Origin of the sequence: Rhodococcoides fascians A44A (assembly GCF_000760735.1) — a bacterium.
GTDB classification, from domain to species: domain Bacteria; phylum Actinomycetota; class Actinomycetes; order Mycobacteriales; family Mycobacteriaceae; genus Rhodococcoides; species Rhodococcoides fascians_E.
This window is the reverse complement of sequence record NZ_JMEX01000008.1, coordinates 2,010,987-2,025,963: the sequence shown is the minus strand read 5'-3', so window position 1 is coordinate 2,025,963 and position 14,977 is coordinate 2,010,987. Positions and strand designations below refer to the sequence as shown.

Sequence of the window (14,977 nt, the reverse complement as noted above, 5' to 3'; positions counted from 1 at the left end):
CGCCAGTGACCCCCGCACGACCACAAAGACCTTTGTGTCCATTGGTTTCCTATGCGTGACGGCGATCACGACGGTGGGTCAAGATGAACGGGCGATGACGAACCGACCGAATCCGATGACGCGTAGACGCGCACTGACCGCTATGGCTTTGTTGCCGATAGCGCTGTCGGCCGGCTGCGCTCTGGCCGCGGACCCGCCGCCGTCGGATCTCCGCATGCTCATCCCCAACACTCCGGGCGGCGGATACGACGTCACCGCTCGCACGGTCGCACGCATCTGCGAGAACCACGAGCTGAGCGGGCCCATCGAGAAGTTCAACGTAGTCGGCGGCGGCGGATCGGTTGCGCTCGCGAGGGTGATGCGTGAAAGCGGAAACGTGTCGCTTCTCGGCATGGTCGGAGTCGGCGTGGTGGGTGCGGCACACGTAGACAGGTCACCGTGGGGTCTGTCGGACACGACGGCGCTCGCGCGGCTCGTCGACGAACCGGAAGCGCTCATCGTTCGATCGAGCGCGCCGCTGCAGACCGTCGAACAGTTCGTCGACCGTTGGCACGCCGACCCCGCCACTCTCACCGTCGGGGTCGGTTCGGCGGTCGGCGGTCCGGACTACGTCTTCGCGTTGGAACTGGCCCGAGCTGTCGGCCTCGACACCAGAGACCTCCACATCGTCGAATACGACGGTGCAGGGGATCTTCTGACGGCGGCGATCGACGGCAGTGTCGATGTCGCCATCGCGGGGGCCGGTGAGTACATCGACCAGATCAGCGCAGGGTCGCTCCGCGTGCTCGCTGCGTCGAATCCGTCCGGCGACACACCGACTCTCATCGATTCCGGCATCGATCTCGTGTTCACCAACTGGCGCGGGTTCGTTGCTCCACCGGACATCCCCGATCAAGTCCGCGCCGACCTGATCGACATGCTCGCCCGCATGCGCGATACCGACGATTGGCACCGCGCAACCGTCGAGCACGGCTGGATCGACTCGTTCCTCGCCGGTGACCGATTCTCCGAATTTCTTGCAGCCGAGGATGTTCGGATGAAGAGCACCCTCGGCGAACTGGGTGTGCCTCGGTAACGAGGAAACCCTGCCCCTCCCCGGCCCGACGCCGGCCGATGAACACTGCCATGCGGACACTCCGCTGCGCCCGAAAAATACGGAAGGACTTCTCGTGGACGACTGGGTCCAAACCCTTTCCACAACGGCACTGCTGTCCATAGCCGTCGTCGCCATCGTGGTTCTGCTGCTGTTGATCATCAAGGTCAAGCTGCATCCTCTTCTTGCTCTCGTGATCGTTTCCATCGCAACAGCTTTCGCGGCTCGGATTCCGATCTCGGAGATACAGGACGTGCTGATCGACGGGTTCGGCACGACGCTCGGCGAAGTCGCACTGCTCGTCGGACTCGGCGCGATGTTCGGTCGTCTCGCGGAGATCAGCGGCGGCGCACAATCATTGTCCGACGCCTTGATTCGACGATTCGGCGACAAACGTGCACCGCTCGCGCTCGGCGTCGCATCACTGTTGTTCGGCTTTCCGATCTTTTTCGACGCAGCGTTCATGGTAATGCTGCCCATCATCTTCAGCGTCGCCCGCAAGCTCGGCGGTAGCGTGCTGCTCTATGCACTGCCCGCCGCGGCAGCACTCTCGACCATGCATGTCTTCCTCCCGCCGCACCCGGGCGCGGTGGCGTCGACCATTCTTCTCGGCGGCGACGTCGGCCTGACCATTCTCATCGGCATAGTCGTCGCGGTCCCCACCTGGTTCATTGCAGGGCACCTGTACGGAACGTTCATCGGCAAGCGAATCAACCTGCCGGTCCCCGATCTACTGAGCGGCGGACCACAGGTGGAGACAGTGGAGAATCCGCCGAAGCCGAGCACCATCGTCGCCCTCCTGATGCTCCCGCTGCTGCTGATCTTCGCCAACACCGCCGTCACCACCGCCGCGCGGACGGGCAGTCTGGACGAGAACTCGCCGTGGGTCACCATCCCTCAGGTCATCGGATCGACGCCGGTCGCACTACTCATCACCGTTCTCGTGTCCATCTACGTGCTCGCGCTACGACGCGGACGCACCGCGACATTCGTCGAAGATCTGCTCGACAACGCCCTCAAACCGATCGCACCCGTCGTCCTCATCACCGGTGCAGGCGGCATGTTCGGCGCAGTGCTATTGGCAAGCGGCATCGGCGACGCCCTGGCCGAGACCCTGCGCGACCTGGGTCTCCCGTTGATTCTTTCCACGTTCATCGTCGCCGCGATTCTGCGGATCGCACTCGGAACCGCAACGGTTGCGATCACCACGTCCGCAGGACTGCTCGGCGCATCGATCATGGCCGCAGGATTGAACCCGGTCCAGACCGTCGCGATGATCCTGGCCCTGGCTGCAGGTTCGTCGATCTTCCCGCACGTGAACGATGCGAGCTTCTGGCTCATCGGCAAGTTGCTCGGAATGGACGTTCCGACGACCTTCAAGACGTGGAGTGTCATCAAGACGCTCATCTCACTGGTCGGATTCGCGCTGTCCTGCGTCGTGTTCGTACTCGCATCCGTCTGAGCCGACCGCCATCATGAAGAGCATGACTCGACGACGACCCGGTGCCAGGAGCCTGGCGCAGCAGGTCCTGCTGTTGCAGTTGGTCGTCGTCGCGGTCGTGCTCGTCGCCGTCGCCGGGGTCTCGGTCCACCAATCGGGAACGGAGTTCCGCGACAGCCAGGGCGGACGCATGGTTGCGGTAGCAGAAAATCTCGCCTCCACACCCGTCGTGCGTGAGCAGCTGGACTCACTCGAGGCCGACCGCGTGCTGGCCCCGGAAGTCGACAGGGCCGTGGATCTCTCGGGTGCCACTCTGGCGGACATCGTCCTACCCAGTGGCCGAATCATTGCGTCGTCGACGCCGGATCGCGTCGGGCAGCGCGACGAACTGGACGGCGACGCCGCCAGCGGTCGGGCGTGGAGTGGTGACGTCGACATCGACGGCCGACGCGCGATCGCAGGCCACGTACCCGTTCTTTCTCCGAACGGTGACGTCCGTGCCGTTGTGGCGGTCAGCTCGTCGTACCCGTCGACGTGGCATCTCATCGGCGAGGCCGGGGCGCCGCTGCTCCTGTATCTCGGAATCGGTGCCGGCCTCGGCCTGGCCGGCTCGTTGCTGTTGGCGAGGCGGATCAAGATGCACACACGGGGACTGGAGATCGCCGAGATCGCAAGCCTGGCCGATCACCGAGAAGCGCTGCTGCACAACATTCGCGAAGGTGTGGTCGCGGTGAACCCGGACGGGGTCATCACGGTCTTCAACGACAGTGCAGCCGAACTCCTCGGCTCGAGCGGAACCGCCGCAGTGGGGCGCACCGTCGACGACGTGATAATCGAACCGGCGGTGCGTGAATACCTCATGGACGAACAGGACAGCGGCGACGTCGTACTCGCCACTGCGTCGAAGGTTCTGGTTCTGAGTCGCCGTAAAGCATCGAGCCGGGGACACCGCATCGGGACGGTCACCACGATGCGCGACAGTACCGAGTTGGCCAGGTTGCAGAGCCAACTCTCCTCGCACAAATCCGTCACCGACACGCTGCGCGCGCAGACCCACGAGTTCGCCAACCAGCTGCACACCATTTCCGGACTCAATCAACTGGGTGACCATTCCGCGGTAACGGATTTCGTCGGCGCCCTCACTCGCCGGCGCGCCGAGATCAGCGATGCCGTCACGCACGCCGTGTCCGACCCCGCGGTCGCAGCGCTTCTCATTGCCAAGACTTCCCTCGCCGCCGAGACGGGGATCGTTCTCGAACTAGAACCCGATTCTCACCTTTCGGCTCTGGACCCGATCCTCGCGACCGACATCATCACCGTCCTGGGCAACCTCGTCGACAACGCCGTCGAAGCGTCGACCTCGGTCCCCGGCGCCAGGGTCACGGTACTCATCGACGATTCCGACGGCATCGAAATCGAGGTGTCCGATTCCGGCCCAGGCGTTCCCGTGAGCATGCGCGACGAGATCTTTGCACGCGGCGTGACATCCAAACCCGACGCTCCTGGCGGTCGCGGTATCGGCCTCGCGCTGGTACGAATCGTCAGTACCCAACACGGAGGCACGGCGGTGGTCGACGACTCACCGACCACCGGCGGGGCGCGGTTGACGGTGTTCATTCCAACCGAAGTCGATAGGATCGACACCGATGGTTGACCAGTCCCCGCCGCGCAAGGTGCTCGTCGTCGACGACGACTTCATGGTCGCCGAAATACACCGTCGCTTCGTCGACGCCACTCCTGGCTTCAGGACCGTTCGAATCGTCCATACCGCCGCCGATGCCGTGGCAGCAGTTCGCGAGCTCGAACCAGATCTCGTACTGCTCGACGTCTACCTCCCGGACATGTCGGGACTCACTGCGCTGCAGCAGCTTCGGGGTGAAGGCTACGACGTCGCCGTCATAGTCGTCACGGCGGCGCTGGAACTCGATGCCGTCGGCAAAGCTTTGCACGGCGGTGCGTCCGACTACCTCGTCAAACCGTTCGAGTATCCGCAGCTCGTGGAGAAACTGGACAACTATCTGCGCAGGGCCCGCGCGCTGGCAGATCCGACCACGATGGACCAGTCGACCATCGACTCCTTGTTCGGCGTAGCACGACCGGCCGAGCCCGTCGTGTTACCGAAGGGTCTGAGTCAGGAAACTGGACAGCTCGTGCTCGAGGCCGTTCGAAACGGCCGTGAAGTATCGGCGACCGAGTGCGCCGAGCTCGCGGGTCTGTCGAGGGTCAGTGCTCGGCGCTACCTCGAACACTATTCGTCCGTTGGTGTCCTGACCGTTCGCCTGGAGTACGGGCGCGCAGGCCGCCCAGTGCATCGGTATCGCACGACGACTCAGCCCTGAAGCGCATCCGAGACGATCTCCAGCACCTCCGGTGCGTACGGCACGGAAGAGTGGCCCACGGGCTGAGGCAACGTGATGTTCCGAACACTCGCCCCTGGTCCTGCAGTGAGAAACGTCGACTCCCACGGGGTGACGGTTGTGTCGCCGGTAGAGGCGACGACCGTGTAGTCGACGCCCGGTTCGGTGTCACCACCTGCGTCGAGCGCCTCGAGGAACGGTGATCCTCGCGTCTGATCCACTGCAGCCTGGCCGAGGACGGAGCCGAGGTTCGGGTCGGGCGCCAGGTCCGTTCGGCTACCGAGGGTGGTTCCGTGATTGGAACCCGAAAGACTCACCACCGAACCTACTTTCGGCGCTCCGTCGCCGAACCGGAGATACTGTCGAGCCACCAGTGCACCCTGCGAATGACCGACGATGTCGACTTTCTCTGCCCCGGTCCGTTCCAGGACACCGTCGACGAAGACGCTCAGCTCGTGTGCGGACCGGGCCACAGAAGCGACTCCACGTCGCTGCAGAAGTCCGGCCGCGCTCGTCGCCTCCTCCCCGTAGTTCAGAGCGAACACGCAGTAGCCCTGCGCCTTCAGTGCCGGTGACAACGACGCGAAGGTTCCGTACGCAGTGCTGTACGTGCCGTGAACCAGCACAACGGGTTCCGGATGTTCCTCGGACGGAACGCAGCCGAAGTCGTTGGACCCCGCCGGTGCGGCGTCGGGATGCAGCTGGGCGTACAGCAACGCTTCGTTCCGCGTCGACGCCTCGGGTCCGACACCGACGGTCTCCGTCGTGACGTCCGGAGAAGGGGCCGCTCCCGAGATCCCGGCAGTGCCCGCGCCGAACACGAACGCCAGAACGACGATCGCCGACGCTCCGATGCGGGTCCCTCCACTCATGTTCGTGCTCACACCGGCCGCAGCAGCGATCGACGCCGAGGCGGGAGTGGCTCGGGAGTCTTGTCCGCGAGCAGTTTCAGCGCGCACCTGATTTCGAGCCGGGTCTGCGACGGTTCGATGACGGCATCGATGTACCCACGCTCGGCAGCGGTGTACGGCGTCGCGACGTACTCGTTGTAGAAATCGATGAAGTCCTGACGCACCCGCGGGCCGTCCTCGCCCGCTGCCTCGATCTCCCGGCGCTTCAGCAACCCGACGGCACCCTCGGCACCCATGACCGCGATCCGTGCCGTCGGCCAGGCGAAGTTCAGATCGGCACCGAGGTTCTTCGAACCCATGACTGCGTACCCGCCTCCGTAGGCTTTTCGGATGACGACGGTCACTTTCGGTACGGTCGATTCGATCACTGCGGCAAGCAGTTTGGCGCCCCGATAGATGACGCCGGCTCGCTCCTGTTCCAAGCCGGGCAGATAGCCGGGGATGTCGACGAGGAACACGATCGGGATGGCGTAGGCGTCGCAGATGTAGATGAAGCGCGCTGCCTTCTCCGAACTGGCGATGTCCAGTGCTCCACTGAGATACGTCGGTTGGTTCGCGACGACGCCGACGGTTCTGCCGTCCACTCGGGTGAACGCAGTGATGACGTTGGGTGCGTACGGCGCACCGACCTCGAGAAACTCGCCGTCGTCGAAGACCTTCATCATGACGTCGTGCATGTCGTAAGCGGTGTTGTCCGAGTCCGGCAGAAAGGAATCGAGGCTCAGATCCGATTCCGTCACAGTCGGTTCCAGACCGGGGTTCACGACGGGTGCGCCCTCGTGGCAGTTGCTCGGCAGGTAGCCCAGGAGCGTCTTCACCCACACGAACGCGTCGGCCTCGGAATCGGCGACGTGATGCACCGTGCCGTAGCTGGCCTGCTTCCTCGCGCCACCGAGGTCTTCCGCCGAGATATCCTCCCCGGTGACCGCTTTCAGAACGTCCGGTCCGGTGACGAACATGTACGACTGGTCCTGGACTGCGACGACGAAGTCGGTGCACGCCGGCGAATACGCGGCACCACCAGCACACTTGCCGAGCATGATGGAGATCTGCGGAGCCAATCCGGACAGCAACCGCTGGCGGCGCCCGATCTCGGAGTAGAAAGCCAACGACGTGACGGCGTCCTGCACCCGGGCGCCACCGGAATCGTTGATACCGATGATCGGACACGCCGTCTTCGCGGCCAACTCCATCATCGCAACGACCTTGCGGCCGAACATCTCTCCGAGCGAGCCACCGAACACGGTGTTGTCGTGCGAATACACGACAACAGGCCTGCCCCCGACAGTTCCGCGGCCGGTGACGACGCCGTCGCCGTACGGATTCTTCGGGCTGCCCGGAGCCCGCATCAACGCGCCGTACTCGATGAAACTGCCCGGGTCGAGGAGCGCGTCGATGCGATCTCGCGGACCGGGTAAACCGGCAGCGGCTCTCTTGGCGATCGCCCTCTCGCTACCTGGACTGTGCGCCCGGTCGAGTTTCTCGGCGAGGCTGGACAGTTTCTCGGCTGTCGTGTTCAGTGCGAACTCCCGTGTTCGGTACGGCCCCAGGGTGCAAGCGAGCGGGGATCAGGACGCCTTCTGTGCCTTCTCCGCCTTGGCCGCATCACGAGCCAGCGAACGGTCGCGCATCTCCTCGAACTTCGTCGCCTGCTTCTCGAGGTCGTCGAGGAACACAGCGAGTTGCTCACGCTTGTTCTCGCCCTCGCCGGTGAAGTCCTCGCGCTCGAACACTCGCCACTTGCGCAGTACCGGCCACACGACCTCTTCGAGGTGCTGGCGCAGGTCGTAGATGCCGTGCTTGGCCATCAACACACCGTTGCGGCGGAAGTTCGGCATCCCAGCGCCGGGCATCTGGAAGTTCGTCACGATGTCCGACACCGCGTTCAACGTCTGATCCGGCGCGATGTCCATCGCGGCGCCGCAGATGTTCCGGTAGAAGATCATGTGCAGGTTCTCGTCCGCCGCGATGCGCTGCAGCATGCGGTCGGCAATGGGGTCCTCGCAGACCTTGCCGGTGTTGCGATGCGACACGCGCGTCGCCAGCTCCTGGAACGTCACGTAGGACACCGAATGCAGCAGCCCCGTGTGCGAACCGGCGGGAGAGGCGAACCCGTTGGTCATGTGGATCATGCGAGCCTCTTCGAGCGCGACGGGATCCACGCCTCGGCTGACGACCAGGTAATCACGCATGACGATGCCGTGACGGTTCTCCTCGGCGGTCCACCGGCCGACCCAGGTACCCCAGGCGCCGTCCTGCGAGAAGTTCTCGGCGATCTCGCGGTGATACGACGGCAGATTGTCCTCGGTGAGCAAGTTGGTGACCATCGCGGCCTGGGCCACGTCCGACAGCCTGCTCTGCTCCGGGTCGTAGTCGACGCCGCCCAACTCCGCGAAATTGCGGCCCTCGTCCCACGGCACGTAATCGTGGGGATGCCACTCCTTCGCCATCGACAGATGCCGGTTCACGTTGTCTTCCGCAACCGGAACCAGCTCCTGCAGCAGCTCCAGCTGTGTCAGTTCCCTGACCATGGACATGCCTCCTCGAATCGAATACCTACGAGAGCGTAGGTGTGCTCGACCGGTCGAAACGCCAGCTGCCGGAAATTCTGTTAGATGTAGCAAGCCTGCCCGTGGGGACTTTGGGCAGGCTCACACCGTCGTGCCGGCGCCACCCGTCACCGCCACCCCGTCTGCGCGACTTGGCACCCTTTTTATCGACCTGCCACGCCTGTTCACCTTTGAACGAGTATGCGGAGTTCGCAAAAAGGGTGGCAGGTGCCCGCCGGGTCATTCCGCAGGCTCCACTCCCAGCCCCCCGGGTCATTCCGCAGGCTCCACTCCCAGCCAACCCCGGGTCATTCCGCAGGCTCCACTCCCAGCCTCAGCGGGAGGATTCGGCCCATCGCCCCCATCTCCGAACCCAAGCCCTGGGGATCGGCCACGCTGGCGAGGCCGACGTCGAGACTGCCCGACCACTCGCGCGCCACCTGAGCGTCGAGCGCGCTCAGCCGCGCGAGCAGCGGTGGGTGTTGATCCGGCGGGCATGCGGCCGTCAGGGTTTCGAACAACGACCGGAGTCGACGCTGCACCTGGGTCGAACCGCGGCTGAAGTGTCGGATCTCGTCGGTAGCGACTGCGACGTAATCACCCCATGTCCGACGCGTTCCTCGGACGCGGGTGAGCGCAGAGTCCTCGGCTTCTGCGTGCACTCGCGGTGCGAGTGTCATCAGCAGGTCCTCCAGGTGATCCATTGCCTGTACCGCACGTCCTGGGTCGTTGATGGCCGGGGACAAGGCTTTCAACGCGATGTCGACGATGGCCTGCAGGGCGGCAGCAGGGCTGACCGTCGGGCTGTGCGTGTCTCCGAAGACGAGGGCCGCCATGAGCTTGTGCGGACGAACCCGCAGTTGCGGTCCTTCGACGCGGAACAGGACGGCGTCCTGGGCGACGAATTCGCCGATGGTCGGCATCAGCTGCACGGTCACTCCCCAGGACGATGCCATGCGTTGGATGCCGGCCAGGTTCACCGCCAGCAGCACTCGTCCGTCCGGTGAGAGTTGCGTCAACCTCACCGTCGACGTCTCCTCGGGCGAGGACGCTCCATCGTCCGGCTCCGGCACCACTGCACTGTCCGCCGATGTCGTCGGGGCTGATTCCCTGACTGCCGGATACATTCGAACGATCGAGGTTCTGCCCTGGGCAGCGAGCCAGCGCAGTAACCGGGACGAGTTCAGGATCATCCCGACCCGGGCCACCAGCCCGATGAACAGGAACGCACTGACGAACGACAGCAGAATCGCGATCGACGTCGACAGTACCGGCGACGACGACTGACCGGACAGCGCGATGTCCGAGGCGATGACGATGGCGAACACGAAGGTGGACAGGAACATTCCGATGGACCATCGCATGATGGCTTCCTGTTGAAGCATCGGAACCACACGCACCGAGATCTGTGACGCGCCGAACTGCATGGCCAGGGTTATGGCCGTGAACACCAGACCGGTGAGGGTGATCATTCCTCCCGCAATGACGGCCAGAAGTGTTGCCGTCGCACCGATGTCGAGACTCGAATCGACCGTGACGTTTCCGTCGCTGCCCGCGAGTTCAGCGTCGACGACGACGAGAACGAGTGCGAGGATCAGAAAGAACAGCACCAGCAGGGTCGGAAGGCGCCACACCGGAGGCCTGCGCAGACGTCGGCGCGTGCTGCGCCACCGGATCGTCGCCAACACTCGGTTCGGCAACGGGGGTTTCGGCGCCTGGGGCGTCGCCGCGACAGGCAGTTCCTGCACCGGGGCGATGTTCACCGGGACTCCGAAGCGGCCGGACAGTGCCTCCTGCACAACGATCTTCGCGTGGATCATCGGCTCACGGAATCGCTTCTCACGCGACCACGCTTTGGCTTGTTTGCTCGGCTTGTCCGCGTACCTCCACCGCGCCCAGGGAGAACCCGGCCGCCCGAGCCTCGACGCGCCGACGATCAACAACGGCACGAAGAACAACCCGACGAGTCCCGTCCACAGTTTGCCCTTGAGCAACGTGACCGCGGCGAGCGCCAACTGGAACGCGAGCCCGCCGAGCACGAGAGCGAGCGTGACCAACGAACGATCCTGCTGATAGGCGTCGAAGTCGCCGGCGAAACCGATCGGATGCACCCCCAGCAGGTACAGCCCGGTGATGGCGACCGCAACGAAGACCGCGTCGATCGACGCTCGACCTTCCTCCGCCCAGTACACGTCACGCAGATGCAGGATCAGTGCGAACTCGTCGAGCATCAATGCGCTACCGACGCCGAAGACGCTCGCGAGGATGCAGTTGGCGACCGGGGTGTGGTAGTTCGCGATCGCGACCAGCGAGAAACCCGAGATCAGCACCATGATCAGCCCGAACATCACGTGGTGGATGTGCATCCCACCGGGGGTGACGTTGCCCGGCCACCAGGAGACCTCGGCCCGAATCATGCGAACGCTGAAGCGGATGAACAGGAAGGCCAGCAGAAACGACACGAGCAGGAAGAACAGCGGTAATCGACCGTTGTCGACGATCGTCTCGGTGAACCACCTGCTCATGGCCAGCCAGCCTATAGCCGGGCAGGTGAACTACGTGGTGAGAGCTAGAAAACCCACCCGCGGAGGGCGAGAAAGCGGAGAGCGCCGGTGGCTGCGCTCACGGCGATGACCGCGACTATCTGGACCAGAGCGGACGAGCCGGGGAACAGCACGTGCACCGCGGCGAGTGCGGCAGTACCGAGTGCCAACCCAACGAGCGCGAGGCCGCCTGCTTCCCACTGAGTCTGGAACCAGCCGACACGCTCCGCGGCGTGGAAGGTGTGGCGACGATGCAGTTCGTTGGCCAACACGGTGCTGGCGGCGATACCGACGATGTTGGCGACGAACGACCCGAACGTCGCGAGAGCCACGAACAGCGCGGCGTACAGGGCATTGCTGGACGCGCCGACGACAACGAATCTGACGAATTGCGCGGTGGCCGATTCACCGAGAAACCTGGCCTTGAGCCGCGGCCCGCAGGTATCGACTCCGGTATGCGTGTCGACCCTGCTGCTCATGAATCCATACAACCGCAGACCTACGACATTCGGTCCCGCACTATGGCCTATGTCACCGTAGAAGGGCCCGAATTACTTGGAACGGTTGTTCTTCTCCGCCTTGGCGCGCTTGCCACGCGTGAGATCGAAGTTGAACAGATCAGGCTTCACGGACGCCAGGAACAGCATCGCGCACCCGAAAACAACCAAGACGATCGTCAGAACGACCACGACGATTCCGATGAACGCGCCGATACTTTCCATAACTGCCTACCTCCCGTGTCGCCCCTTACCGTACTGGGCAGCCGAAGTGCGGGTCGAATCCACCCCGAATCGGACATCCGTGGCCGACGCCCTGCCGCCCTCTCACCCTTCTCCACCCAGTTCGGCGGCTCGCGCGATGGCGCGTCGAATCCGGAAGTACGTGCCGCAGCGGCACACGTTCTCGATGCGGTCGATGTCCTCGTCGGTCGGCTCGGGAGTACGACGAAGCAAAGCGACCGCGGCCATGATCTGCCCCGGCTGGCAGTAACCGCACTGGGCTACGTCCTCGTCCAGCCAGGCCTGCTGAACCGGATGCAGGCGGTCGCCGTCGGCCAGACCTTCGATGGTGGTGACCTCGCGGCCCTCGGCCTCGGCCAGCGGCGTGACACACGGCAGGATCTCCTCGCCGTCGAGGTGGCTCGTGCACGCGTGGCACACCCCGATACCGCACCCGTACTTCGGTCCCCTGATGCCCAGCTTGTCCCGCAGCGCCCACAGCAACGCAAGATCGCCCGGGGCATCGACGGACACCGGTCGACCGTTCACCACGAAGTCGGTCATGAGCGAGAGTCCGTCATACAGGTGCACCTTCCGTGGCAGCGGTAGTCATCGGGGGAACGGTTCGAAGTCGACGGCGAACCGCAGGGGAAACGACGTGATGTCACGTCCGGTGGCCTTCTCGTAGGCGTTCGCGACGGCCCCGACGGCGGGAGGCACCCCCAGCTCGCCTGCACCTCCAGGCTCGCCGCCACCGTCGACGACGACCACCTGAACGTCCAGCGGCGAATCCCGCTGCCTGGCGTAGTGGAACTGCGAGAAGCTGCCCTCCAACGGAAGCCCGGCCTCGATGTGCAGGCCCGCGGACAGTGTCGTCGAGATGGCGTCGGTGAGGCCACCGAGCATCTGCGCCTCCAATCCGAGCGGATTGATCACCGTACCCACGTCCACAGCGATCACCGCACGCCGGACGCGTGGCCGCTCCGGATCCACCGCATCGATCTCCACCACGACCGCCGCGCACGACCGGTACTCGGCATGGAACCCGATTCCCCGAGCCACTCCTGCGGGTAGTGGGTCACCCCACCCGCTGGAGGACGCGGCGGCGTCGAGCACCGCTCTGTGGCGTGGATCCTCGAGGTGTGCGCGACGGAACTCGACCGGGTCGATGCCCAGTCGCGCCGCGACCCGGTCGACGACGATTTCCGCGGCGCCTCGACTGGTGGCGGAGAACACCGATCGCCAACTGCCGGTGTTCATCGGCAGGTCCACTTCACGCAGTGACTCCTGCACCCCGCCGAATCGGTAGGGGGTGACCACGGTCCGCGCGTACACCGACCGTCCCGATCCACCGCTTCCGGCGGTCAACGCCTCACCGAACCCGTGCGAGAAGTCCGTTGCAACAGAAGCGGTTCGATGATCGAACGACGATACCGTCCGACCGTCGGTGCGGACGGCGAACCTGTGGTGGGACGCGGCACGGGCCCTGCCGTGACGCATGTCGTCGACCCTCGTCCACATCAACCGAACCGGCCTGCCCATGGCCTTCGAGATTCGAGCGGCCTCCAACGGCGCGTCGAAGAACAGTCTGCGACCGAACGATCCACCCCCGGAAACCACGTGCACGGTCACACTCGGCACGGGCAGGCCGAGCGCGCGGGCGATGGTCTGCTTCGCGATGATCGGCGTCTGCATCGAGGCCCAGACCTCGGCCGAATCCGAACGCACATCTGCTACAGCAGAATTGGTTTCCATCGGTGCATGGGACACGAACGCGAAATCGAAACGGGCCTCGAGATCACCTGCCGTGTCGAACGGTTCGACGGCGCCGTGCAGCCGAGCTCGGATGGACTCGTCGTTCTCGTCGTCGACGGTGCCTGCCGTCCACGTGACCTGCGCCGCCGCGGCGGCGTCGATGGCCTGGCCGAAGGTCTCGGCCATGATCGCGACACCCGTCGGGATCACGGCGACGTCGACCACACCGGGAAGGCCTCGCAGGCTCGCTTCGTCGACGCCGTCCACGCGGGCGCCGATCGTCGGGGGACGCTTGACGACAACGGGAAGTGCGCCCGGCACGTCGAGATCGAGAGCGTACTCGTGCGCCCCCGTCACCATGGCGCGTGCGTCGAGCCTGCCTGTGCCGGCGAGACTCTTCTGCGGCTTGGGCGGACCGGAGACGACACGCAGCAACGGGTCGGCGGCGGCCACGGCAACGGATCCGATCCCCATCGACCGACCGTCCCGAGCGGTGAGAACACCCTCGCGTAGCGAAATCGCGTCGGGAAGCACCGTCCACGCCGCCGCGGCCGCCGCGATCAGACGTGCTCGCACACCCGCTGCCGCGTGACGCACCGGCCAGTACATCGATCGGATCGAGTTGGAACTGCCGGTCATCTGGCCGAACAGCAGTTCGGGCCGGGCATCGGCAAGGGACGCGCGCACGGCCGAAACGGGTACGTCGAGCTCGTCGGCGACGAGCATCGCCAGCGACGTCGTCAGACCCTGCCCCACCTCGGCGCGAGGAAGGACAAGACCGACGGTGCCGTCGGCGCGTACGTCCAGAACGATCAGCAGATGCTCCGTCGGCTTGCCCGCCGCGATGAAGACGTCACCCAGATCCATGCTGTCACCGAGACCCGTCGCATCCTGGGCCGAGGCGGACGGTGACACCGCAACGGTGAGCGTCGGAGCGATGAGCAGAGTCGTCAGAAACGCTCGCCTACTCCACACCGACTCCCCCTTCTCGTCACGCATGCCTGAGCGGTCACACCGAAACGCGTGTTGCCGCTTTGAGTTCCGCAGTAATGTCGCGGGAGCTGGGAAGGGACGACGGGTCGACCCACTGCGCGCTATCCCACAGCCCTGAACGCTGGAAAGCCTTGGGGCAGTGCGCGAATATCTCTTCTACCTCGACGACCACACCGAGCTTGGGCCGTGCCTCCTCGCCCTCGAGCAGGTCGAGGATCTCGGGCGCCACCGTCAGCTTGGCGCGGCCGTTGACCCGGAGTGTGTGCGATGCACCAGGCACCACGAACAGCATTCCGACGTGCGGGTTGGCGAGGACGTTGCGGAAGTTGTCCACTCGCCGGTTGCCCGGACGATCTCCGATCACGAACGTCCGGTCGTCGAGATGCAGCAGAGCGCCGCGCGCATCTCCCCGCGGACTGACGTCGCAGTTGCCGTCGGCATCCGACGTCGCGAAGAGCAGGAAGCGGGCGTCGTCCAGGAACGCCCGGACCCCGGGGGTGACCACGTGCCCGACCTTGGTTCGTACGAGTTCCGACGGCTCGCCGACGAGGTCTTCGAGATCCGGAACCGAGGCGATGGTGGCTGCGAACGCAGCGTCTCGAAGTGCCGACATGCA

General features: G+C 64.9%; 13 protein-coding genes. 4 read left to right on the top strand and 9 right to left on the bottom strand.

Annotation, left to right across the window (positions count from 1 at the left end):
• The first annotated feature begins 94 nt into the window (after positions 1 to 94).
• The 4 genes from BH95_RS21890 to BH95_RS21875 all read left to right on the top strand — a co-directional run bounded on the left by BH95_RS21890 (position 95) and on the right by BH95_RS21875 (position 4,873).
• Positions 95 to 1,075 carry a Bug family tripartite tricarboxylate transporter substrate binding protein gene (locus BH95_RS21890; protein ID WP_141216231.1) on the top strand — a complete coding sequence of 327 codons (981 nt, stop codon included), beginning with the start codon at positions 95 to 97 and terminating at the stop codon, positions 1,073 to 1,075.
• Positions 1,076 to 1,169: 94 nt separating this feature from the next.
• Positions 1,170 to 2,555, top strand: coding sequence for a GntP family permease (locus BH95_RS21885; protein ID WP_033189755.1), 1,386 nt, complete (start codon positions 1,170 to 1,172; stop codon positions 2,553 to 2,555).
• A gap of 13 nt (positions 2,556 to 2,568) precedes the next feature.
• Positions 2,569 to 4,188 carry a sensor histidine kinase gene (locus BH95_RS21880; RefSeq protein WP_037184059.1) on the top strand — a complete coding sequence of 540 codons (1,620 nt, stop codon included), beginning with the start codon at positions 2,569 to 2,571 and terminating at the stop codon, positions 4,186 to 4,188.
• Positions 4,181 to 4,873 carry a response regulator gene (locus tag BH95_RS21875; protein ID WP_037184056.1) on the top strand — a complete coding sequence of 231 codons (693 nt, stop codon included), beginning with the start codon at positions 4,181 to 4,183 and terminating at the stop codon, positions 4,871 to 4,873. The genes BH95_RS21880 and BH95_RS21875 overlap by 8 nt, the downstream gene beginning before the upstream one ends.
• On the opposite strand, the gene BH95_RS21870 is transcribed toward BH95_RS21875, so the two are convergent.
• From BH95_RS21870 to BH95_RS21835, 9 genes are all read right to left on the bottom strand, one after another.
• A complete protein-coding gene (locus BH95_RS21870; RefSeq protein WP_244165082.1) occupies positions 4,864 to 5,763 on the bottom strand; it encodes an esterase/lipase family protein in 900 nt (299 codons plus the stop codon). The two genes, BH95_RS21875 and BH95_RS21870, sit on opposite strands and share 10 nt — an antisense overlap.
• Positions 5,764 to 5,771: 8 nt before the next feature.
• Positions 5,772 to 7,322 carry an acyl-CoA carboxylase subunit beta gene (locus BH95_RS21865; RefSeq protein WP_099052211.1) on the bottom strand — a complete coding sequence of 517 codons (1,551 nt, stop codon included), beginning with the start codon at positions 7,320 to 7,322 and terminating at the stop codon, positions 5,772 to 5,774.
• A gap of 48 nt (positions 7,323 to 7,370) precedes the next feature.
• Positions 7,371 to 8,333 (bottom strand): acyl-ACP desaturase, encoded by a 963-nt coding sequence (locus BH95_RS21860; protein ID WP_037185406.1) that lies wholly within the window; start codon positions 8,331 to 8,333, stop codon positions 7,371 to 7,373.
• 326 nt (positions 8,334 to 8,659) lie between these two features.
• Entirely contained in the window at positions 8,660 to 10,876 is a 2,217-nt protein-coding gene (locus tag BH95_RS21855) for a DUF2254 family protein (protein ID WP_037184047.1), read from the bottom strand.
• 44 nt (positions 10,877 to 10,920) lie between these two features.
• A complete protein-coding gene (locus tag BH95_RS21850) occupies positions 10,921 to 11,373 on the bottom strand; it encodes a GtrA family protein (RefSeq protein ID WP_020112394.1) in 453 nt (150 codons plus the stop codon).
• 72 nt (positions 11,374 to 11,445) lie between these two features.
• Entirely contained in the window at positions 11,446 to 11,616 is a 171-nt protein-coding gene (locus tag BH95_RS29125) for a hypothetical protein (protein ID WP_020112395.1), read from the bottom strand.
• Positions 11,617 to 11,718: 102 nt separating this feature from the next.
• A complete protein-coding gene (locus BH95_RS21845) occupies positions 11,719 to 12,177 on the bottom strand; it encodes a (2Fe-2S)-binding protein (RefSeq protein ID WP_026348098.1) in 459 nt (152 codons plus the stop codon).
• Positions 12,178 to 12,222: 45 nt separating this feature from the next.
• Positions 12,223 to 14,367, bottom strand: coding sequence for a xanthine dehydrogenase family protein molybdopterin-binding subunit (locus tag BH95_RS21840; RefSeq protein WP_020112396.1), 2,145 nt, complete (start codon positions 14,365 to 14,367; stop codon positions 12,223 to 12,225).
• Positions 14,368 to 14,377: 10 nt separating this feature from the next.
• On the bottom strand, positions 14,378 to 14,974 hold the full coding sequence (locus BH95_RS21835; RefSeq protein ID WP_037184044.1) for an MSMEG_1061 family FMN-dependent PPOX-type flavoprotein: 597 nt from the start codon (positions 14,972 to 14,974) through the stop codon (positions 14,378 to 14,380).
• Positions 14,975 to 14,977: the final 3 nt, after the last annotated feature.

Bases quoted from the DNA above. Each gene is read 5' to 3' on its own strand.
- BH95_RS21890 (WP_141216231.1), top strand. From the start codon at position 95: ATGACGAACCGACCGAATCCGATGACGCGTAGACGCGCACTGACCGCT.
- BH95_RS21880 (WP_037184059.1), top strand. From the start codon at position 2,569: ATGAAGAGCATGACTCGACGACGACCCGGTGCCAGGAGCCTGGCGCAG.
- BH95_RS21875 (WP_037184056.1), top strand. From the start codon at position 4,181: ATGGTTGACCAGTCCCCGCCGCGCAAGGTGCTCGTCGTCGACGACGAC.
- BH95_RS21870 (WP_244165082.1), bottom strand. From the start codon at position 5,763: ATGAGTGGAGGGACCCGCATCGGAGCGTCGGCGATCGTCGTTCTGGCG.
- BH95_RS21860 (WP_037185406.1), bottom strand. From the start codon at position 8,333: ATGGTCAGGGAACTGACACAGCTGGAGCTGCTGCAGGAGCTGGTTCCG.
- BH95_RS21855 (WP_037184047.1), bottom strand. From the start codon at position 10,876: ATGAGCAGGTGGTTCACCGAGACGATCGTCGACAACGGTCGATTACCG.
- BH95_RS21850 (WP_020112394.1), bottom strand. From the start codon at position 11,373: ATGAGCAGCAGGGTCGACACGCATACCGGAGTCGATACCTGCGGGCCG.
- BH95_RS29125 (WP_020112395.1), bottom strand. From the start codon at position 11,616: ATGGAAAGTATCGGCGCGTTCATCGGAATCGTCGTGGTCGTTCTGACG.
- BH95_RS21845 (WP_026348098.1), bottom strand. From the start codon at position 12,177: ATGACCGACTTCGTGGTGAACGGTCGACCGGTGTCCGTCGATGCCCCG.
- BH95_RS21840 (WP_020112396.1), bottom strand. From the start codon at position 14,367: ATGCGTGACGAGAAGGGGGAGTCGGTGTGGAGTAGGCGAGCGTTTCTG.
- BH95_RS21835 (WP_037184044.1), bottom strand. From the start codon at position 14,974: ATGTCGGCACTTCGAGACGCTGCGTTCGCAGCCACCATCGCCTCGGTT.